18 protein-coding genes are annotated in these 21,646 nt (G+C 59.6%); 11 read left to right on the top strand and 7 right to left on the bottom strand.

Annotated features, from left to right (window positions below; genetic code table 11):
* Positions 1–30: 30 nt before the first annotated feature.
* The gene (locus VVD49_RS19580; protein ID WP_327600917.1) at positions 31–2,730 is read right to left on the bottom strand and encodes a bifunctional acetate--CoA ligase family protein/GNAT family N-acetyltransferase; all 2,700 of its coding nucleotides are present in this window, start codon (positions 2,728–2,730) and stop codon (positions 31–33) included.
* Between the two features lie 163 nt (positions 2,731–2,893).
* On the opposite strand from VVD49_RS19580, the gene cimA reads away from it, so the two are divergent.
* Positions 2,894–4,474, top strand: coding sequence for a citramalate synthase (cimA, locus tag VVD49_RS19575; RefSeq protein ID WP_327600916.1), 1,581 nt, complete (start codon positions 2,894–2,896; stop codon positions 4,472–4,474).
* Between the two features lie 280 nt (positions 4,475–4,754).
* On the top strand, positions 4,755–7,154 hold the full coding sequence (locus tag VVD49_RS19570) for a methyl-accepting chemotaxis protein (RefSeq protein ID WP_327600915.1): 2,400 nt from the start codon (positions 4,755–4,757) through the stop codon (positions 7,152–7,154).
* Here VVD49_RS19570 and VVD49_RS19565 read toward each other — a convergent pair.
* A complete protein-coding gene (locus VVD49_RS19565) occupies positions 7,151–7,963 on the bottom strand; it encodes a helix-turn-helix transcriptional regulator (RefSeq protein WP_327600914.1) in 813 nt (270 codons plus the stop codon). The two genes, VVD49_RS19570 and VVD49_RS19565, sit on opposite strands and share 4 nt — an antisense overlap.
* 186 nt (positions 7,964–8,149) lie before the next feature.
* On the opposite strand from VVD49_RS19565, the gene leuC reads away from it, so the two are divergent.
* The 3 genes from leuC (at position 8,150) to leuB (ending at position 11,380) form a co-directional block, all read left to right on the top strand.
* Entirely contained in the window at positions 8,150–9,556 is a 1,407-nt protein-coding gene (gene leuC, locus VVD49_RS19560; protein ID WP_327600913.1) for a 3-isopropylmalate dehydratase large subunit, read from the top strand.
* Between the two features lie 10 nt (positions 9,557–9,566).
* Positions 9,567–10,205 carry a 3-isopropylmalate dehydratase small subunit gene (leuD, locus tag VVD49_RS19555; protein WP_327600912.1) on the top strand — a complete coding sequence of 213 codons (639 nt, stop codon included), beginning with the start codon at positions 9,567–9,569 and terminating at the stop codon, positions 10,203–10,205.
* A 113-nt stretch (positions 10,206–10,318) separates the two neighbouring features.
* A complete protein-coding gene (gene leuB / locus VVD49_RS19550; RefSeq protein WP_327600911.1) occupies positions 10,319–11,380 on the top strand; it encodes a 3-isopropylmalate dehydrogenase in 1,062 nt (353 codons plus the stop codon).
* Positions 11,381–11,471: 91 nt separating this feature from the next.
* On the opposite strand, the gene VVD49_RS19545 is transcribed toward leuB, so the two are convergent.
* The 3 genes from VVD49_RS19545 to ppsR all read right to left on the bottom strand — a co-directional run bounded on the left by VVD49_RS19545 (position 11,472) and on the right by ppsR (position 13,702).
* Positions 11,472–12,221, bottom strand: a complete 750-nt coding sequence (locus tag VVD49_RS19545; protein ID WP_327600910.1) for a hypothetical protein — start codon at positions 12,219–12,221, stop codon at positions 11,472–11,474.
* A gap of 1 nt (position 12,222) precedes the next feature.
* Positions 12,223–12,627: a hypothetical protein gene (locus VVD49_RS19540; RefSeq protein WP_327600909.1), complete on the bottom strand. Its 405-nt coding sequence runs from the start codon at positions 12,625–12,627 to the stop codon at positions 12,223–12,225.
* 244 nt (positions 12,628–12,871) lie between these two features.
* A complete protein-coding gene (gene ppsR, locus VVD49_RS19535; RefSeq protein ID WP_327600908.1) occupies positions 12,872–13,702 on the bottom strand; it encodes a posphoenolpyruvate synthetase regulatory kinase/phosphorylase PpsR in 831 nt (276 codons plus the stop codon).
* A 163-nt stretch (positions 13,703–13,865) separates the two neighbouring features.
* Between ppsR and ppsA the strand changes: the two genes are divergently transcribed.
* From ppsA to VVD49_RS19505, 6 genes are all read left to right on the top strand, one after another.
* Entirely contained in the window at positions 13,866–16,250 is a 2,385-nt protein-coding gene (gene ppsA, locus VVD49_RS19530; protein WP_327600907.1) for a phosphoenolpyruvate synthase, read from the top strand.
* Positions 16,251–16,585: 335 nt separating this feature from the next.
* Positions 16,586–17,572, top strand: coding sequence for a M23 family metallopeptidase (locus VVD49_RS19525; RefSeq protein WP_327600906.1), 987 nt, complete (start codon positions 16,586–16,588; stop codon positions 17,570–17,572).
* Positions 17,544–17,948 (top strand): hypothetical protein, encoded by a 405-nt coding sequence (locus VVD49_RS19520; protein WP_327600905.1) that lies wholly within the window; start codon positions 17,544–17,546, stop codon positions 17,946–17,948. The genes VVD49_RS19525 and VVD49_RS19520 overlap by 29 nt, the downstream gene beginning before the upstream one ends.
* A 68-nt stretch (positions 17,949–18,016) precedes the next feature.
* Positions 18,017–18,442, top strand: a complete 426-nt coding sequence (locus tag VVD49_RS19515) for a bactofilin family protein (protein ID WP_327600904.1) — start codon at positions 18,017–18,019, stop codon at positions 18,440–18,442.
* A gap of 22 nt (positions 18,443–18,464) precedes the next feature.
* Positions 18,465–18,917 carry an NfeD family protein gene (locus tag VVD49_RS19510; protein WP_327600903.1) on the top strand — a complete coding sequence of 151 codons (453 nt, stop codon included), beginning with the start codon at positions 18,465–18,467 and terminating at the stop codon, positions 18,915–18,917.
* Positions 18,918–19,027: 110 nt separating this feature from the next.
* The gene (locus tag VVD49_RS19505) at positions 19,028–19,651 is read left to right on the top strand and encodes a hypothetical protein (protein WP_327600902.1); all 624 of its coding nucleotides are present in this window, start codon (positions 19,028–19,030) and stop codon (positions 19,649–19,651) included.
* Positions 19,652–19,700: 49 nt separating this feature from the next.
* Here the strand turns inward: VVD49_RS19505 and VVD49_RS19500 are convergent, their stop codons facing one another.
* Entirely contained in the window at positions 19,701–20,870 is a 1,170-nt protein-coding gene (locus VVD49_RS19500) for a DUF2863 family protein (protein WP_327600901.1), read from the bottom strand.
* An 83-nt stretch (positions 20,871–20,953) separates the two neighbouring features.
* Positions 20,954–21,634 carry a dethiobiotin synthase gene (gene bioD / locus VVD49_RS19495; RefSeq protein ID WP_327600900.1) on the bottom strand — a complete coding sequence of 227 codons (681 nt, stop codon included), beginning with the start codon at positions 21,632–21,634 and terminating at the stop codon, positions 20,954–20,956.
* Between the last annotated feature and the right edge of the window lie 12 nt (positions 21,635–21,646).

Genomic DNA, 21,646 nt, shown 5'->3' with positions numbered 1-21,646 from the left:
GTGAAAGCCATGCTTGCTTGGCAAGTTTCATTATTTGCGGCTTACCGGGCCGAGCAGATCCAGCTCGCCATTTTTCATGGTGGGATCTTCGGCGTCGACGCTCAGTACGAATCCGAGGCTTTGTGCAAAACGCAGCATGCGCTCGTTGCTGGCAAGGAATACGCCCTTCATGACTTGCAGGCCGCGCGTACGGGCGGTGTCAATGAGCTGGTTCATCATGTAACGACCCAATCCGCTCTTCTGCCATTTGTCGCCAATGACAATGGCAAACTCGCAACTACGCCCATCCGGGTTGGTTGCGTAGCGACAGACGCCGATCTCGATCGTTTCGTCACCTTCCTCGATGGTGGCAATCAAGGCGATCTCGCGGTCATAGTCGATCTGCGTGAGTTTGGCCAATAGCGCAGGTGGCAGCTCACGCACGGCGCTCATGAAGCGGAAATAGCGCGTCTCCGGCGATAGCCCCTGAACGAAACGCTGTTCGAGTTCGGCATCCTCGGGTTTCAGCGGGCGCACCAGGACTGGCGTGCCATCCCTGAGCTGCCAATGCGAAATGAGATCGCTCGGATAGGGGTGGATCGCCATGTGGTCATAGCGGCCAGCGCCTGGCGGAATGCTGCCTATAGTGATGCGCGCGTCGGTGACCACCGCCTGACGATCGTCGACGCGCAGCGGGTTGAGTTCAAGCGACTGAATCCACGGTAGCTCGCAGATCATTTCCGAAACGCGCAGGAGGATGTCCTCGATCAGATCGACGCGTGCCGCGGGCATGTCATCGCGCTGGCTCATGACCTTGGCTGCGCGCGTGCCCTGGACCAGATCCCGTACCAGATAAGCGTTGAGCGGGGGCAGGGCGACTGCGCGATCTGGCCAGTAATCCGGATCGAGACTGCGCTCGCCGAAACCGATCACCGGGCCAAGCACGGGGTCACGCCAGACGCGCACCATCAATTCGCGCTCGAACGGCGAGCGCGTGACATGCTCGATACAGATGCCGTAATGCATGCTTTCTGGCGAATGCCGACGCAGTTCGCCGGCGATATCCTCATACGCCTGCTGAGCGGCCGCTGCATCATTGATGTTGCGACGGATGAGTACGGCGCTGCGTATCTTTGCGACACAGGCATTGGGCCGCATCACGATGGGAAAACCCATCATCCCGGCCATCTCGGCAACCTGTTGTGGCGAGCGAGCGAGCTGCATGGCGCGCGTCGGGATATGAAACGCGCTCAGGATCGCCATGCACTCCTGGCGTAGCAGCTGCATGCGATGACCGACCAGCGCATTGTCGATCAGCAGGCGCGCCGCATCGAGCAGAGGGGCTCGCTTGTTTCCCAGAGGCGCCGCGACCTGTGTAAGCAAACCCTGATTGCGGTAATAGGCGCTCAGGTTGGCAAACAACTCGACCGCGATCTCGGGCGTGCGCAAGGACGGGATACCCGCGACGCGAAAGGCCTCACGCGCATCGCGGGTCTGGTCCTCGCCGAGCCAGCACGTCAGGATCGGCTTCTCCGTACGCTTGCGCTGTGTGATGACGTGCTGGGCGACGTCGTTGGGTCGGGTCATGGCTTGCGGCGTGAGCAGGCACAGCACACCGTCGACGCCCTCGTCATCGAGCAGCGCCGCCAACGCATTGGCATACCGTTCGGGATCGGAGTCGCCGATCAGATCGATCGGATTGTCCAGCGACCAGTGCGGCGGCAGGATCTTGTCGAGGCGCGTCAGCGTCTTTGTCGACAGCTGAGCCAGCGGGATGCCCAGATCGCCTGCGCGGTCTGCCGCCATGACACCAGGGCCGCCGCCATTCGTGATGATTGCGAGGCGATTGCCGCGTGGGCGGAAGTGCGCGAACAGCGCTTTCGACGCAGCGTAGAGCTGGCTCAGGTTGTAGAGGCGGATCACTCCCGCGCGTCGCAATGCCGCGTCGAACACCGCATCATCGCCCGCCACTGCGCCCGTATGCTGTTGAGCGGCGCGCAAACCCACCGGGTGACGGCCGACCTTGAGAATCAACACCGGTTTGGCACGCGCTGCCGCACGCAGGGCGGACAGGAAGCGGCGCGCGTCGCGAATGCCTTCGATATAGAGCAGGATGCTTTCGGTGCGGAAGTCCCACACCATGTAATCGAGGATCTCGCCGAAATCCAGATCGCTGGACAGACCCAGCGAGACGACGTTGGAAAACCCCACCTGGTTGGGCCGCGCGTAATCGAGGATGGCGGCGCACAGCGAGCCGGACTGGGAGATGAAGCCGATCGACCCCGGAATGGGTTTGCCGTGCGCGAAAGTGGCGTTGAGCCCGATTTCCGGGCGGGCCACACCGAGGCTGTTCGGCCCGAGCAGGCGCAAGCCATATCGGCGCGCGCTTCGCACCGCCTGCATTTCAAGCCTGGCCCCGGCTGCGCCGTTTTCGCCGAAACCGGCCGATAGCACGACGGCGAACCGCACGCCTGCCTTGCCGCATTCATCGATGATGCCGGGCACCGTATCGGCGGGCGTTGCAATGATGGCCAGGTCGACGCGGGGCGGCACATTACCAATGCGGCGGTAACACTGCACGCCCTGGACCGCCTTGTACTTTGGATTGACCGCGTACAAGGTTCCCTTGTAGCCAGAGGCCAGCATATTGCCGATCAGGACGTAACCCAGCGCACCTTCCCGCACGGTGGCACCGATGATGGCAACGCTTTGCGGTTCGAACAGTGGCGAAAGGTAATGTTTTTCGTCCATGGGTTTCTGTATGGCGCTGGCCGGCCGTGGGCCCGTATTGAGGATTCTGGCACAGTCGTGGCGATGTGCCGTGCGCGGGCCTTACGCCCGGTGAAAGACGGGATGCCTACTTTCTGTCAAAATCGCGGGTTCGAAAGATTGCCCGTATTTGCAGGAGCCTGTAATGAGTCAGCTTGTCCACGTTTACGATTCCACTTTGCGCGATGGAGCCCAGGCGCAAGGGATTTCCTATTCCGTGGAAGACAAGATCAAGATTGTCGAACGCCTCGATGCCTTGGGCGTGAGCTACATCGAAGCAGGCAATCCAGGCTCCAACCCGAAGGATCTGGAGTTCTTCCGTCGCATTGGCGAACTGAAGCTGCAACACAGCAAGATCATCGCGTTCGGCGCAACGCGCAAGATCGGCATCCGCGCCGAAGACGACAACAACCTGCGCTCGCTGCTTAGCGCGAACACAGAGGCCGTCGCCATTTTCGGCAAGAGCTGGGACTACCAGGTCACAGCCATCCTGCGCACCACGCTCGAAGAAAACCTCGCCATGATCGGCGACACCATCGTGTACCTGAAATCTCAGGGCAAGGAAGTGGTGTTCGACGCCGAGCATTTCTTCGATGGCTACAAGGCCAATCCTGAATACGCATTGCAGGCACTGAAAGCGGCTGCCGATGCCGGCGCTGACTGTCTGTGTCTGTGCGACACAAATGGCGGCACCTTCCCGGACGTGATCGGCAAGGTGACCGCCTTGGTGGCGGAACACTTCCCGAAAGTGGAAATCGGCATTCATTGCCATAACGATTGCGAGATGGCGGTCGCCAATTCCATCGCTGCCGTGCAGGCGGGAGCAACGCAGGTGCAGGGCACCATCAACGGCATCGGCGAGCGCTGTGGCAACGCCAACCTGTGCGCCATCATCCCGAATATCGAACTCAAGCTGGACAAGCGCTGTCTGCCTGCCGGCAGCCTCGTGCACCTGACTTCGCTGGCGCGCAGCGTGAGCGAAATCGCCAACATGCCGCACAACGAGAAGGCCCCGTACGTGGGCAACGATGCGTTCGCGCACAAGGGCGGCATGCACATCGATGCAGTGAACAAGAACCCGATCTCCTACGAGCACATCAACCCGGAAGTGGTGGGCAATAGCCGCCGCATCCTGATGAGCGAAGTGGCAGGTCGCAGCACGCTGCTGGCGCGTATCAACAAACTCGACGCCACGCTGACCAAGGACTCGCCCGAGACGCAGAAGATCGTCGACAAGCTCAAGGAGCTCGAGCACGAGGGCTATCAGTTCGAGACGGCCGAGAGCTCGTTCGAACTCGTCGTGCGCAAGCTGCTCGGCAAGCATCAACCCTTCTTCGAGCTGAAGGAGTTCAAGGTCATCGTCAACGAGCCTTCACTGAACGGCATCAATTCAAATGCGCTGGTGAAGATCGCAGTGGGCGGCGAAGAGGAGATCACCGCAGCCGAAGGCGATGGTCCCGTGAATGCGTTGGACAAGGCGGCGCGCAAGGCGCTGGAGCGTTTCTACCCGGTCATCGCCGAGATGAAACTCACGGACTACAAGGTGCGCGTGCTCGATTCGGACAAGGCTTCTGCTGCCAAGGTACGTGTGCTCATCGAGACGGCCGATCATTCCGAAAAGTGGACGACCATCGGCGTGTCGACGGACGTCATCGACGCCAGCTGGAAAGCGCTGGTGGACGCGATCGAGTACAAACTGGTGCTGGAACAAGCACGCGCTGCGTAGATTTCTGACCCCGCTCAAGGTGGGGTGTGACGTTTTGTATCGAGGGCCTTGTGTGGCGTTTCCCGGCACACAGGGTCTTTGTTTTTTCCTTTTTACATCAATCGCTTACGTCCCTCGTAAATCCCGTTCTCCCTCCCGGAACCGTCCATCAAGTTTCTGCCTGCAAGGCCGCTAGTCCTTGGAGCCTCGGCCTTTAACTGGCCTGGCCTCTTGGCAATACAGCAGATTCAACAGCAGGTTCCAGGTAGTGACGGTAGCTACCTGCAGGAGACTCAAGTAAATGGCATTGTCGAAAAAGCCTGTCGCGTACATGACCCGCGAGTTGGTGGGTGGAAGTACCCAGGAGTTGCTGCTCGAGGGGATTCTCGACGCGACGGAGAAGCAGGATCAGCATCTGGTGATCTTCCGTGGCGGTCAGCTTGGCAAGGACCCGGGCGCAGCCATCTACGATCTCATCAACGCGAGCTATCACGGCGTTATCACCTGGGCTTCATCCGACGCCGACAATTTCACCAACACCTACTACAAGCGCTATGCGCCGGTGCCGGTCGTCACGCTGACCCTGAAGATTCCCCCGTTCCCCGTGGTGTCGACCGACAGCTATGCCGGCATGCGCCTGGTGGTCGAACACCTGATCCACAAGCACGGCAAGCGCAAGATCATCTTCATTCGCGGACCTGAAACCCACGCTTATGCGAAAGAGCGTTTTCAGGCCTACGTTGATGTGCTCAACGAAAACAATATCGCGGTCGACGATCAACGCATCTCGCCCTTCGGCGGTTGGGACAAGGTGCGCGGAGCCGAGATGCTCAAGCTGTTCATCGACGACAAGGGCTTCGTTCCGGGTCGTGATTTCGACGCCGTTGTTTGCGTCAACGACAATATCGCCATCGGTCTGATCGAGGACTGCCAGAAGCGCAGCATTCGGGTACCTGAGGACATGGCCGTGGCGGGTTGCAACGACACGGTCGAAGCACGTGCGCTCACACCGCCTGTCACGACAGTCAGCTTTCCTTGCGACGCACAGGGCGCCAAAGCGCTCGAAGTGGTCAACCTCGCTGCCGCCGGGCAATCGCCGGGTGACGAGAAGTTGCCTGCGAAGCTGGTCGTCGGCCAGTCTTGCGGTTGTCTCTCGCACAAGGTGGAAATGGCCATCTCGGGTTCGGTCGCGATGGGCCAGAAATTCGGCCTTGCCGACCGTGCTGGGCAGATGCTGAAAATGGCGGGCTTCTTCAATCGCCGTGCAACGGCCATGTCCATGAAGAATTCGCTTGTCGAAAGCATGGGCTCCGCCAAACTGGATGAGGCCTCACTGCTTGATACGGCCGAAAAGCTGGTTGCCGCTTTCTGCCAGGAATTGCGCGGCTGGAAGCGACATGGCGTCTTCATGGCGGCCCTGACCGATGCAGTCAAGGTCTTTGCAGCGCAGAAGATTCCTGTGGATCTGCTGCAGAACTACATCTCGATCATCCGCAAGCACGCGCTGCCGACGCTCTGGCGTCGCGGCAGGATCATCAAGGCTGAAGACATCTGGGCGCAGAGTCGCGTCATGTTGAGTGAATCAGCGAGTCGTTTGCGCGATGCCGCCAACCTGAAGACGGTGACGCATGAGCGCTCCATCAGTCAGCTTGGCGCGAAGCTGGCAACGACCCACGACACGGCCTCCATCCTCAAGATCATCCAGGCAGACCTGCCAAAGCTCGGCATTCCTTCGTTCTACCTTGCCGTGTACGACAACCCGGAAGGTTCAGATCGCAAGACGATTCCGAGTCATCTGAATGTGCTTACTGCGTTCAACAAGTCCGGCGCCATCAAGTTCGAAGGAAGTCATGCACGCCAAGCGGTGGCCGACTTCATTCCTTCGATTGTCGCGAATGCGGGCGAGCGGCAGAAACTGGTCGTGCAGCCCTTGCACTTCAACGACACGCTGATCGGGCTGGCCGTGTTTGGCATGGGGCCGAAAGACGGCACGATTTACGACGCCGTCAAGGTGCAGCTGTCGAGCGCGCTATACGGCACCTTGCTGCGCCAGACGCTGCGTGAAACCCTGTCGGTCATGGAGGCGAAAGTCACCGAGGTCTCGGGCAACTCCGAGAACATCAATCGCAGCGTGCAGGGCGGATCGTCTGCGATGGAAGGTGTTGCGAACAGCATTCACGACATCTCGCAGAACATCAAAGAGGTCATGCAGGTGATCAGCAAGGCCGTAAACCTGACAACGACGGTCAGCAACGACATTACGGTGCTGAACAACCAGGCGCTGGAAATCGGCAAGATCCTGAGCTTCATCACCGAGATTGCCGAACGTACCAATCTGCTATCGCTCAATGCGGCTATCGAGGCGGCTCGCGCAGGCGAAGCGGGCAGGGGCTTTGCCGTGGTGGCGCAGGAGGTGAAGTCGCTGGCGCTGAACACCGTGACATCGTCGTCGAGCATCAAGTCCATGATCGGCAACGTTCAGGAAAACACACGCCTAGTGTTCTCCTCGATGACCAGCATCAACGAGATCATGAAGACGGTCTCCAGCTTGTCAGGCGAGATTTCATCGGCGATCTACGAGCAAGAGCATTCCACTAACGAAATCTCCGACGTGCTCAACGAAGCCGCCCGCGGCACGCATCAAATCGCTGAAGTGCTGGCCGAGATTGACGCGATCGGCAAGAACGCGGCGAAGATCTAGGCGGGCTTGAGCATCACCAGTTTCAGTTGCTCCTGCTCGACCGGGTGCAGCGTGACCTGCTGGTAGCTGATCAACCCGCGCTTCGGGTGATTGAAGTCGCGTTGCCCGCCCTGACGCTCCAGCACATCGTGCTGCTTCCAGAATTGTGTGAACTCCGGGCTGGCCTGGGAGAGTTCGTCGACGAGTTTCTGCAATGCGGGTTCTTCAAGCCGTGTGCGGCTGTCGGCGCGGAACTCTGCGGCGAGGCGACGCGCGCGGATGTCCCAGTCCACAATGAGGCTGCGGGCAGCAGGGTCGAGAAAAACGAAGCGCAGCAGGTTGGGGGTGGTCTCCGGCGCTTTCTTGCGTAGTTTGTCGGCCGTGTCGAGCCAGCCGGCGAAAAGCTCGGCGGCCGGTTTGTTCCAGGCCAGCACATCCCAGTAACGCCCCATGAGGTAGGCGGGCGCACCAATCGCCTCCAGCAGGGCGATCAGCGCGGGCGGCGCGGCGTCATCGACCGGGGCGCTTTCCTCGTCATCGCGCCGTCCAGCCATTTCGAAGAGATAGGCTCGCTCGGGTCGCGTCAGCTGCAGAGCCTTCGCGAGCCGCGACAAGGCATCAGCAGAGACGTTTACTTCGCGCCCCTGTTCGAGCCAGGTGTACCAGGTCGGGCTGATCCCGGCGAGTTGAGCGATTTCCTCACGCCGTAGTCCTTGCGTGCGGCGTCGGCTGCCCGCGGGGAAGCCGAAGGCCTCGGGCGCGCTGCGCTGACGCAACACCTGCAAGAACTCGCCGAGCTCCTTGCGGCGGCTATCTGTTTTTGTATCCATTTCATGAGCAAGGCTATTACTGGTGATACCAGTATAAACAATAGTCTTGTTCTGGTACTGGCGCATGCCTAACATGCGCACCTGCGCTGTCGGGTCTATGGTGGAACACCAAGGTAGAACGCTACCGGTGAAACACACGCCAACGCCCGCAGTTTCTCATCCCCGAGTCCAACGAAGGAGCCAACCATGGCTGGCAAGACGCTTTACGACAAGTTGTGGGACACACACGTCGCACGCCAGGAAGAAGACGGTACCTGTCTTCTCTACATCGACCGTCACCTCGTGCACGAAGTGACCAGCCCGCAAGCCTTCGAAGGTCTGCGTCTGGCCGGCCGCAAGGCATGGCGCAACAAGTCGGTGGTGGCCGTGCCTGACCACAACACGCCGACCAACAACTGGGATCGCGACATCGAAGACCCGATCTCCAAGACCCAGGTCGACACGCTGGATGCCAACATCAAGGAATTCGGCTCGTTGATCTACTTCCCGTTCAAGCACAAGAACCAGGGGATCATCCACGTCATCGCTCCCGAGAACGGCGCAATCCTGCCGGGCATGACGGTGGTATGCGGTGACAGCCACACGGCTACGCATGGTGCGTTCGGCGCGCTGGCGCACGGCATCGGCACGTCTGAAGTCGAGCACGTGCTCGCGACGCAGACGCTGATCCAGAAGAAGTCCAAGGCCATGCAGGTCAAGGTCGAAGGCAAGCTGGGCCTCGGCGTGACCGCCAAGGACGTGGCGCTCGCCATCATCGGCAAGATCGGCACCGCCGGCGGCACGGGCTACTGCATCGAGTTCGCAGGTTCCGTGTTCCGTGACCTGACCATGGAAGGCCGCATGACGGTCTGTAACCTCGCCATCGAAGCGGGCGCACGCGCCGGCATCATCGCCGTCGATGACAAGACCGTTGCCTACCTCAAGGGTCGCCCGAACGTGCCGACCGGTGAAGCATGGGACAAAGCCGTTGCCTACTGGAACACGCTGCACTCAGACGCTGATGCGAAGTTCGACTCCGTCGTTGAACTCAATGCCGCTGACATCGAACCGCAGGTCACCTGGGGCACGTCGCCCGAGCAGGTGCTGGCCGTCGGTGGCAAGGTGCCGAATCCTGCCAACGAGCAAGATCCGACCAAGCGCACAGGTATCGAAAACGCGTTGAAGTACATGGGTCTGCAAGCCGACATGCCGATCACCGACATCAAGATCGACAAGGTCTTCATCGGTTCGTGCACCAACTCGCGTATCGAAGACTTGCGCGCTGCATCTGTCGTCGCCAAGGGCAAGAAGGTCGCTGGCAACGTGAAGCTGGCGATGGTTGTGCCGGGCTCTGGCATCGTCAAGCGTCAGGCCGAAGAAGAAGGTCTGGACAAGATCTTCATCGAAGCCGGTTTCGAATGGCGTGAGCCAGGTTGCTCGATGTGCCTCGCGATGAACGCCGACCGTCTCTCGCCGGGCGAGCGTTGTGCATCCACGTCCAACCGCAACTTCGAAGGCCGCCAAGGCCCCGGTGGTCGCACCCACCTCGTGAGCCCAGCCATGGCGGCCGCCGCTGCCATCGCCGGTCACTTCGTCGACGTGCGCTCGGCTTAAGGAGAAACACATGAAAGCCTTCAAACACATCAACGGCCTCGTCGCTCCACTCGACCGCGCCAACGTCGACACCGACGCGATCATTCCGAAGCAATTCCTCAAGTCGATCAAGCGCAGCGGCTTCGGCCCTTACCTGTTCGACGAATGGCGCTACCTCGACCACGGCGAACCAGGCATGGACTGCACGAATCGTCCAAAGAATGCGGACTTCGTACTGAACAAGCCACGCTACCAGGGCGCGCAAGTGCTGCTCGCCCGTGAGAACTTCGGCTGCGGCTCCTCGCGCGAACACGCGCCATGGGCCATCGAGGACTTCGGCTTCAGCGTCATGATCGCCCCGTCTTTTGCCGACATCTTCTTCAGCAACAGCTACAAGAACGGCATCCTGCCCATCGTCGCTTCTGCCGAGATCGTCGACCGCCTGTTCAAGGAAGCGGAAGCGACCGAGGGCTACAAGCTCGACGTCGATCTGGAAAAGCAGACCGTGACCACGCCGTCGGGTTTCAGCTTCGGCTTCGACATCACGCCGCATCGCAAGCATTGCTTGCTAAATGGCCTCGATGAAATTGGCCTGACGCTGCAGCATGCCGATGCCATCAAGGCGTTCGAAGAAAAACATAAGGCCGCGCAACCCTGGTTGTTCGCATAACAAACACCCAATCACCGTCATTCCCGCGAAGGAGGGAATCCACTCTTGCGTAAGCTACGGCCTACTTGGTGGATTCCCGCTTTCGCGGGAATGACGTATCAAAAGGAAGAGAAATGAAGATCTGTTATCTGCCAGGCGATGGCATCGGTCCGGAAATCATGGCGCAGGCATTGCGCGTGCTGGACGTGTTCAAGAAGGAAGGCATGAACATCGAGCTGGAAGAAGCCCTGCTCGGTGGCGCCGCAGTCGATGCGACCGGCGTGCCTTACCCGGAAGCCACGCAGAAGGCCGCACGTGCCGCTGACGCCGTGCTGCTCGCCGCTGTCGGCGGCCCGAAGTGGGACGTGCTGCCGCGTCCGCAACGCCCCGAGCGCGGCCTGCTGGGTATCCGCAAGGACCTGAACCTGTTCGCCAACTTGCGTCCGGCAATCCTCTATCCGGAACTCGCCAATGCATCGTCGCTGAAGCCTGAGATCGTCTCCGGCCTCGACATCATGATCGTGCGTGAACTCACCGGCGACATCTACTTCGGCGAGCCACGTGGCATCGCTGAAGAAGGTGGCAAGCGCGTTGGCCGCAACACGATGATCTACAACGAAGACGAAATCCGCCGCATCGGCCACGTCGCTTTCAAGGCCGCGCAGAAGCGCAGTAAGAAGCTGTGTTCGGTCGACAAGATGAACGTGCTCGAAACCACGCAACTGTGGCGCGACGTCATCATCGAAATCTCGGCTGAATATCCTGATGTCGAACTCAGCCACATGCTGGTCGACAACTGTGCGATGCAACTGGTGCGTGCGCCGAAGCAGTTCGACGTGGTCGTTACCGGCAATATGTTCGGCGACATCCTGTCCGACGAAGCCTCGATGCTCACCGGCTCGATCGGCATGCTGCCGTCCGCATCCCTGGATGAAAACAACAAGGGCATGTACGAGCCTTGCCATGGCTCCGCGCCGGACATCGCCGGCAAGAACCTGGCAAACCCGCTGGCCATGATCCTGTCTGTCGCCATGATGATGCGTTACACGTTCGCCGACGAGAAGACTGCGACGCGCATCGAAACCGCCGTCAAGAAGGTGCTGGCCTCCGGCCTGCGCACTGGCGACATCTTCGAAGAAGGCACCAAGCGCGTGTCCTGCTCCGAAATGGGCGACGCAGTGGTGGCTGCGCTGTAAGCAAGAGTTTCGAGGCGATAAAAAGGGACGCCATGGCGTCCCTTTTTATTTTCCGCTTGGAAAAAACGACCCAGAGCAGAGTGCCAATTGTCTACTTGAAGTTCCACAAGCTCATGAAATCCCATCTACCAATTCCAGCGCCGACGCCCTCCTTGGTCTTGCTCATGCTGTTTTCTTCGAGTTTTTTCAGATCACCGCCAAGCTGATAGAGCTCTTGATGGGAAAGTTGCTGCGACCAGATGACTTCATTGGTCTGCAGATCAATTACGCGCGCGTGCGGATTCGCGGCGACAGTGACCATGCCATAGCCGATTGCCGTTCCGTATAGATCCATCGCCGTCAACTCCAGGAAGTAGCGATAATTCTTTTTCTTCAAATCTTCGGCGAGGGCCAGGAACTCGGCGGACGTCGGTGCCTTTTTGAAGAATGCTTCGTACGGGATGAGCTTCGTGCCGGCAATCTGGGGATGAGCGCCAGAGGCGTTATTGGTGACATCACGAGTTGTGCGTCTGTTGGCCGCCTCTATTACTGACGGACTCACGACCTCATACACACTATCCGCTCCGAAATTCTGTTTGCGTAGCGTGGTGGTTACATGCGTTGTGATTTCTTGATCGGGCGACCAGATGCCTGAGAAATCCTGGGAGGACGTCTTTGTTTCCAGCCACAGCACGCGATAAAGCGTCTCCGTGTAGTTGATGCGCTTTGCGGCAAGGCTGTAATTCACTGCAATCTTCGCCGAGCGTACGGGCTTGATTGCTTCGCGTTCTGCCTCAGTCGGTCCTATAGCACAGCCGGACAAGAACAACAGGGCGAGAAGGTATAGCGAAAGAGTTTTCATTTTATCGGGCTCCCTGGTTTGGTCTTCTGATATCGATCACTCTGCCCGTCTTGTCGAAGAAACAGATGAGCGTTACGGGCTCATTATCGATCGTACTTTGTGTGCCGACGTTAGCGAGATAAACCGACATGGTGCTTGGCGCTGTCATTACAGCAGCAACAGGAAACAGAAAACTGGTATTGATGGGCTTGCCGGTGTAAAGCCAAGCCTCGCCGCCCTGAGCATCATCCCTGTCTATTTTTCGCGGTAGTCCAATTGCATTGACCACGTCGCTCTTGGTGCTGGAGCCTACGACCAAGCGATGATTTTCCAGATCGGAAGTGCGCTCTGTCGAGGAGCAAGCCGATAGGCTCGCCGTGATTGCAAGTACAAGAAGACACGCCCACCCGGAGTGTTTTTCAGTCATTTTTAACCTCTTTTTGATATGACGGATTATCGGGTTGGCATTGTGCGCGATCTTGCCCATAGGCGGTAGTGCGAGCAGATAGCCACCGGACTCTGATTCAACCGGGGGCGGCGCCCAGCGTGACCTGTCTCTGTACGACAGAGCGCGTCTTGCTTCAGTCGACAGCCAACACGCCGCTCAGAGGCGATGTAGCGCAGAACATGTTCCGTGAAGGATTGATTACGTCATCGCCTGTCTCGGTACTTCAATACACGGGCTTTCCGAAGCGGATTTCCTGCAGGATTTTGGCCGAAATTTCTTCGATGGAGCGTGCCGTCGAATCGAGGAAGGGGATGCCTTCGCGTTGCATCATCTTCTTTGCCGCTTCGAGTTCGGCCGCGCAGTTTTCGAGCGAAGCGTACTTGCTGTTGGGGCGGCGCTCCTGGCGGATCTGTGATAGCCGGTCCGGCGTAATCGTCAGGCCAAAGAGCTTGCTGCGATAGCGCTGCAATTCGCCGGGCAGCTTGTTGCGCTCGAAGTCTTCGGGGATCAGCGGGTAGTTGGCCGCCTTCACGCCGTACTGCATGGCGAGGTAGAGGCTGGTCGGCGTCTTGCCCGAACGCGATACGCCAACAAGGATGACATTGGAGTCCTCCAGGTTTTTATCGCTGATGCCGTCATCATGCGCGAGCGTGAAGTTGATGGCCTCGATGCGCTGCTTGTAGTCCTCGCTTTCTGCGATGCCGTGAAAGCGGCCAACGGTGTGCGTGGACTTCACGCCAAGCTCGAGCTCGAGCGGACCGATGAAGGTACCGAACAGGTCGACGAAGTGCGCTTCGGTCTCATGCAGCGCAGCAATTGTGTCCGCCTGAACCAGTGTGCTGAACACCAACGGGCGCTGGCCGTCACGTCGGGATGCCTCGCGGATATTCCGGGCGCAATCCAGGGCTTTGTCCAGAGAATCCACGAAAGGCGCGCGTACCTGCCGGAACTCACAGTCAGGAAATTGCGCCAGGAGGCTGTGTCCCAAGGTTTCGGCGGTGATGCCGGTACCATCCGACACGAAAAAAACAGTTCTCCTCGACTTGCTCTCCATGTCGCGCCCCTACCTTTCTGACTGATGGCTGCCCCGTGATCAGCTGTCTGCAATATCGGGCTTCCACATCTGGGTAAGCTCTTATGCAGTGCACAAAAATTGCTAGATAGAATGCGGCTGAATCCTGCGCATTGCAATGCTGACCAATCAAACGGGGTGGTTCATGACGTCAAACGCAAATTCCTACGTTCTGCCTTTCGAAGAGTTGCGCATGACCGACGTGGAGCAAGTCGGTGGCAAGAACGCTTCCCTGGGTGAAATGATCAGTCAATTGGCCGCGGCAGGCGTGCGCGTGCCGGGCGGCTTTGCCACAACAGCCTTTGCCTACCGGGAGTTTCTGGCCAAGGACAACCTTGCCGGGCGTATTCGCGAGGCGCTGGAGGTGCTCAACATCGACGATGTCGAAGCCCTCGCCAGAACCGGGGCGCAGATCCGTCAATGGATCATGGAAACCTCGTTGCCCGCCCAGCTCGAAGCCGACCTGCGTACGCACTACGAGCGACTCGTAGCGGAGGGGGAGGGCACCTTTGCGGTGCGCTCTTCGGCCACGGCAGAGGATCTGCCCGATGCTTCCTTCGCCGGGCAGCAGGAGACTTTCCTGAATATCTCCGGTTTCGAGAACGTCCTTCATGCGATGCGCGAGGTGTTCGCGTCGCTCTACAACGATCGCGCCATCTCTTATCGCGAACACAAGGGCTTTCGCCATGCAGATGTCGCCCTGTCTGCTGGCGTGCAACGCATGGTTCGCTCGGACAAGGGCTCTTCCGGGGTGATGTTCACGCTGGATACGGAATCGGGCTTCAAGGACGTGGTGTTCATCACCTCGTCGTTCGGTCTGGGTGAGACCGTCGTGCAGGGTGCTGTGAATCCGGACGAGTTCTACGTACACAAGCCGATGCTGGAGAAGGGCAATCCAGCGGTGATCCGTCGCAGCCTCGGCTCGAAGATGATCAAGATGGTGTTCACGGACAAGCGCGCGGCGGGCAAATCTACGCTGATCGAAGATGTCCCTGAAGTTGATCGTCATCGTTTCTCGCTCAACGACAAGGAAGTGCTGGAGCTGGCGCGTTACGCGCAGATCATCGAGAAGCACTATGAGCGGCCGATGGACATCGAATGGGGCAAGGACGGCCTCGATGGCAAGCTCTACATCCTCCAGGCCCGGCCTGAGACGGTTCAGTCGCAGACCTCTTCGACGGTCATGGAGAAGTACCGCCTCAAGCACCACAGTCGCGTAATGGTGTCGGGTCGGGCGATCGGTCAGAAGATCGGCGCTGGCCCGGTTCGCCTGGTCAACGATGCGTCCGAGATGAGCCGCGTGCAGGAAGGCGACGTGCTCGTCACTGACATGACCGATCCGAACTGGGAACCGGTGATGAAGCGAGCTTCGGCCATCGTCACCAATCGCGGCGGGCGCACCTGTCACGCAGCCATCATTGCGCGCGAACTGGGCATTCCGGCCATCGTTGGCTGCGGGGATGCGACCGAGGTGCTGGAAGAGGGCGAAAGCGTGACCGTGTCCTGCGCTGAAGGCGACACGGGTTACGTTTATCGCGGCCGCCTCGAGTACGAGATCGTGACGACAGACATGGGCGCGATGCCCGAGATTCCGCTCAAGATCATGATGAACGTCGGCAACCCGGAGCTGGCCTTCGAGTTTTCGCAGACGCCGAATGGTGGTGTCGGTCTGGCGCGGCTGGAGTTCGTCATCAACAACATGATCGGCATCCACCCCAAGGCGATTCTCGAGGTCAACCAGCAGACGGCCAGCCTGCATGAGGAAATCCTGCGCCGCTCACGCGGCTACGCGACACCACGTCAGTTCTTCATCGAGCGTCTGGCCGAAGGCGTGGCGACGATCGCCGCGGCGTTCTGGCCGAAGCCGGTGATCGTGCGCATGTCGGACTTCAAGTCGAACGAATACCGCAAATTGCTGGGTGGCGAAATCTATGAGCCGGAAGAAGAGAATCCGATGCTCGGTTTCCGTGGGGCGTCGCGCTACATCGCGCACAGCTTCCGCGACTGTTTCGAGCTCGAATGCCTGGCGATGAAGCAGGTGCGTAACGAGATGGGCCTGACCAATGTGCAGATCATGGTGCCGTTCGTACGCAATCTGGAGGAGGCGAAGGGTGTCGTCGAACTGCTCGAAGACCATGGTCTCCGCCGCGGCGAGAACGAACTCAAGCTCATCATGATGTGCGAGATTCCATCCAACGCACTGCTGGCCGAACAGTTCCTTGAATACTTCGACGGCTTCTCGATCGGCTCCAACGACCTGACCCAGCTCACGCTGGGCCTGGACCGGGATTCCGGCTTGGTTGCACATGCCTTCGACGAACGCGATCCCGCCGTGAAGCAGCTGTTGTCACTGGCCATCAAGGCCGCCAACAAGCTGGGCAAGTACGTCGGTATTTGCGGGCAAGGTCCGTCCGACCATCTGGATTTTGCGGAATGGCTCATGGATGAAGGCATCCAGACCATCTCCCTGAACCCGGACACGGTAGTCAATACCTGGGTCAAGCTCGCCGATCACGCCCGGCGGGGATAAACGGCGTTTCTCCCTACAGACCGGCCGCACGGGCGCGGTCAGCTTACGCACGTCAATCCGTCGTTCGGCGGGCTGTCACATTCGGTTACATAGACAGGCGCCAAGTGGCTGCCCGCGCCGATGCCCCTTCGGGCAGTCGTGGTAACATCCGCCTTCGCTCCGTTGTGCCCGCGTCGTTTCCTAACCCCTTGGCGCCATGACGGAATTAGTACTCAACGAGCGTCGACAAGCCTTCAAGCTGGACGGCGCCCCGAAATATCGTTCGGCATTGCAGGGCAGGCGAAAACCTTGAAAGGTTCGCTGGCATTGCATGTCGGCTTGAGGAGGGAAGCTTAGTGGCACTGCTTCTGCTATCAAACCGATCCATATCGCGTGCCGGCGTGCGCGCCGTATCGATGCGCGACGTAGTGTCCGTGTCCGTCATCGCCTGTGCCGTAGTGGGGTGCCTGGCCTTCGCTGCCGGATTGGCAATCGGCAAACTCTCTGCTGATAACGAGCCGCGCCTGGCTGCCGATATGGCAAGTGACCCGGTGCGTGATGGATTCGCCATGCAGCGCCTGGGGGAAATCTCGGCGCGTATGGTGACTCTGGAAGGCAATGCCACCAGCCTGCTCAAGAAGCTCACCGGTATCGAACAGATTCAGACCGGACTCAACAAGCTCAACAAGGCAGGCATCGCACCACGCCTGGAGTCACTGCCCAAAATCAATGAGGCCCCCAAGGATGCCGCGGGCGGTCCCGAGCTGGCCCCCGTCTGCGACGTGCGTGCCGCTCATACAGTCAGCCCCGCCCCCACCCTGGAGAACGTGAAGCAAGCCGAAGGCGCGCTGAGCTGCCTGCAATCGCTCATCGATCGTATCGAGCAGTCGACCGCTTCACGCAGCGTTGCGCTGATGGCCTTGCCAGCGCACAAGCCGGTCGGCAGCGTCGAGCTGGGCTCGCCGTTCGGCAACCGCGTGGATCCGATTACGGGCCATATCGCTTTTCATCCCGGTCTCGATTTTGCAGCACCCATGGGCACCGAGATCCTCGCGGCAGGTGGCGGCAAGGTTCGCTTTGCTGGTTTCCAGAGCGAGCTGGGTAATCTCGTCGAAATTGATCACGGAAACGGTCTGGTCAGCCGCTATGCCCATGCCTCACGCCTGTACGTGAAGGAAGGCGATATCGTTGCTCCAGGCCAGCGCATTTCCGCCGTGGGCTCTACCGGGCGCTCCACCGGGCCACATCTGCATTTCGAAATCCTGCATGAAGGTCGTTACGTCGATCCGATGCAATATCTGACAGGACTCTCGCGTGACGGCAATGCTTCGCCTAAGTCGTGAGCGTGTCACGCAACGCCTGAGTGGCTCGACTTATTCCCTCACCATTCCGCGAAGGGCGCAGAAGCTGCCGTGGATTGTGGGCGGACTTGCCTTGCTTCTCATAGCGGGTCTCGCTGCGTTCGTGTTGCGTCAAGCTCCTCCGGTGGCGTTGCAGGCACATGCAGAGCTTGAGCGTCTGCAGCAGGAAGTCGAGCGTCTGCACCAACAAATCAAACTCGGTGAACTACGCTTGCAGCAGGAGATCGTGACGCGCGAAGAAATGGCACGTCAGATGGATGCGCAATCGCAGAAGCTGCGTCAGGCCGAGCAGGATCTTCAGTTTTTCCGCGGCCAGAAGGACAAACCGGCACGCGACAAGGCGGCACAGACGCAGTAACTTCGGCCTTTCGGTCGTTGCATGCGGCGGCCGGCGTTTTCTTGTTTCGAACTATTGAGGACCTGCCCATGTTCGGCAAAAAGAAAGACTCATTCATCGAGCTGACAAAGCTTTCCAGCCTGGTTGCCAGCAACGTCGAGGTAAGTGGTGATCTGGGTTTTGTTGATGGACTACGCATCGACGGGCATGTGCGCGGCAACGTGCAAAGTCGGCTCGGTGCGAAGAGCTTGCTGGTGCTGAGCGACCAGGGCTGCATTACCGGAAACGTGCGTAGCCACGATGCGATCATCAATGGTGTGATCACCGGTGACCTGGAGGTCGAGCATTTCCTCGAGCTGCAAGCCAATGCCCGCATTACGGGCAACATCACCTACCGTCAGTTGCGCATGGACTGTGGCGCATCAGTGGACGGCAAACTCAACAAGATCGTGGAGGGGGGCGAAGTGTCGAACGTCGTCGAGCTTCCGGGCAACAGCAACGTAGCCAGCGCCTGATCGCGGACTGCAACGCCACCCCATGAATGCAATCCAGATATCTACATGGTATTGGCTCTCGCTGGGCGTGGTGCTGATCCTTGCCGAGGTTTTTCTACCCGGTATGTTGATGGTATGGCTGGGTATCGGCGCCTGCGTGGTCGCGATTATTTCCACCTTCTTCAAGCTGACCTTGCTGACCAAGTTGTTCATTTGGGCCGGTGTCTCAGGCACGCTACTCGCACTGTGGTACAAGGTCTTCCGTGACAACGACAGCACACGTGCGGGCCGTGCGGAAGCGACGCTTGGCTATACCGGGCATCTGATGCGCGCAGTGGGGCCTCACGAGAATAGCAGCGTCCGTTTTGCGCGCCCCATCCTCGGGAACGATGTGTGGGAGTGCGAGTCAGAAATTGCATTGCCACAGGACACACTCGTCAAGGTCGTCGCCGTGGTTGGCCGGGAAGGCCGGCGCGTCAGGGTGATGCCTGTTTGACCTGTCATGGTGAGCGGCCTTTGCGCCATTGCCTGACAACGAACCCGATTCATGTGCTTGCGCATAGTTCGCAAGTTCATACCCGTATTCAATTCAAGGATTCCTGATTGATGAAGAAAGCACTCAGGTGCCTGTTGTCTTTCGTCTGCGCTGCCAGCCTGGCAAGCGCCACGATGGCCGCACATGCGGTGGAAAAGAAAACCGCCAAGAAGACAACTGCGGCACAGTCCAGCAAGGCCCCCGCCAAGTCCAAGAGCAAGGCTCCCGCCAGATCGACGACGAGCAAGAGCAAGAAATCGGCGACGAAGGCCAACGACATCGAGATCGTCAAGTCATGTCGTGAGGTCCGCGTCAAAACTGCGAAGGGCTACCGCACTCAGCGCAAATGCGTGGCGGGTGAAAGTGCGCTACGCAACCCCGCCGGCGCGGGGGATCTGAATGCCCAGCAAGGCACGGGCAAAACAGCAGAGCTCAAGGCACGCACGATTCCGGATCGCGCGTATGCGGTGGATGGTTACACCTTCTTCCACCAGGGGCGTAAGTATCGCGTGCTTGGCATTGACGAAAACGTCGTGCCTGCCGGCAGCGACCTGGCGAAGCAGCGTCTGCAGATGGCGCTGGACAGCGGCACCATCAATGTCGAGCCGGAAACTGTTGATGAGAACGGAACAATGCGCGCGCTGGTGAGGGTCGGCGGCAAGAACCTGGCTGACGTGCTTAACGCCAGTCGTTGATCAGTCTGTGGTCTGACGCGGGCAATTGGCCGCGTCAGACTCGTGCTGCTCAATGCAGGTGTTTCGGTACTTGCTCGGCCGACTCTTCCGGCAGCTCCGCATGGACAGCTTCGCCGTCGGGAGCCGGATACATCGGCGAGCCACAATCGTCGCAGTACTCCATGGGGAAGCGCTGCTCGAGTTGCAGGATCGCCGTCACGCCGCATTCGCGCAGCGCCTGTTCGATCTGCTGGGGAACGTCGGGATTGTCGTCTTCAACGCCTAACAGCGGCCAGACCACGCCATGCACAACCGTGTCGCTGTCTTTCACGGTGAAGCCAATCCGGTACTCCTCAAGCTGACGATCAAAGAACGGCGCGATCACAGCGCGCAACCCGTCTGGCGCCACATCCAGCGTCGTGGACAGGAATGCCACGGAAGCGCGAATCGAATAGCCGCGTGACAGCCGATCGGCCTGACGGCAGGCTGCGAAATATGCATCTGGCAATACAGGCTCTGTTGCGCACCCTGGCAGCAAGGGCGTCAGGCATGCGCCACCCTGGGTTCGCCACTGCTGCGCCGCCTGTTCACGCCCGCCGTCGCGAGCTGCATCGCGCTCTTGCCATCGGAAAATCGGAGCGCCCGGTTCAACGACAACTGCAGCCACGACATAGCGCACATCAGAGAGAAAGCGGGCCGTCTCGGGCAAGGACTCCACATCGATGAGTAGATCCCGATTCTTCTCCGCATGTGCCACCAACTCCGTCGCCAGGCGCGCGGTCTCGCAGTATCCCTGCGGAAGCTGGTCGGGGCTGAACAACATGTTGGCGAAGGCAAGCTTCGCCTTGCCGGCCAGTACATGGGCAGACAAATGTACGCGCAGGTTGGCGAGCGTACTCGCGGGCAGGATGCTTGCCGGAATGCTGAAGCGGGACCACGCCAGAACAGGTGCGGTGATCAGCAGCGCATGCTCCTTGCCGCCGCTTTCCGCACGGGATTCGACGGCATCCGCCAAAGCATCGTGCGCTGCCGGATTCGAGGCGTAGAGATGATCCAGTGCGGCAGTCAGCGCATCTTCATCGCCTGCCTGCAACATACCGTCAACGCTCTCGGTGAGGTTGGCATCCCAGAATGCATCTTCCGCGCGACTGCCTGACTCTGCCAGGCCAGTGGCCAGCCACAACAGGTTTTCAGCTTCACGGGGCAGGCCGCTGCGGCGGCCCAGTCGGGATCGTTTCATCTGGCGCTCATTCATATTCAGGTCGGCGGATTCTACACCTCGTGCTCCGGGGGCCTCCCATCCGGCATCAACACGTAAAGTGGTCAGCGCGGCTTCAGCTCAGGGGGTGTCAGGTAGGCAGAGGCAGTTTGCGCGGATGGCAAACGCGGTATGACGCCCAGGCAAGGGGCCTTGAGCCGTTGCCGCAGAGTCGCCACGTTTTCGTCCAGAAAGGGCATGTCTGCGTCGACAACATTCCCGATCCAGCCCGCAAAGTGCAGGCCGCGCGCAGCAATGGCCTCTGCCGTCAGGAGCGCGTGATTGAGACAGCCAAGGCGCAGACCGACAACAAGAAGGACGGGTAACCCAAGACTTCGCGCGAATTGCGCCATGTCTTGCTCATCATCGAGCGGCACGATAAAGCCGCCAGCGCCTTCGACAAGCACGCGGTCTGCATCAGCTCGAAGGCTTTCGAAATGAGTACGCATCTGCGCGACGTCGATGCTGACGCCCAGGTGAGCCGCGGCAAGGTGGGGCGCAATGGCCTCCGGCAGGCATACCGGATTGATGCGCTCAAGCGCAAAACCGGGGGTGCTCGCTGCCTGCAGGCGCAAGGCATCTTCATTGCACAATCGACCATCGACTGGCTCTGCACCAGCGGCTACCGGCTTGTAGCCGACAGCCCGTAGTCCGGCCGCTCGCCAGGCGTGAAGCAGGGCACACGCGACGAAGGTCTTGCCTACATCGGTATCGGTACCGGTGAGGAAGAAAGATTGCTGGCCCATGGTCTCGGTCAT

It is taken from the genome of Uliginosibacterium silvisoli (assembly GCF_036017035.1).
Classification (GTDB): Bacteria; Pseudomonadota; Gammaproteobacteria; order Burkholderiales; family Rhodocyclaceae; genus Viridibacterium; species Viridibacterium silvisoli.
Note: the sequence above shows the minus strand (reverse complement) of the source record. Positions and strands in the feature narration are given on the sequence as shown.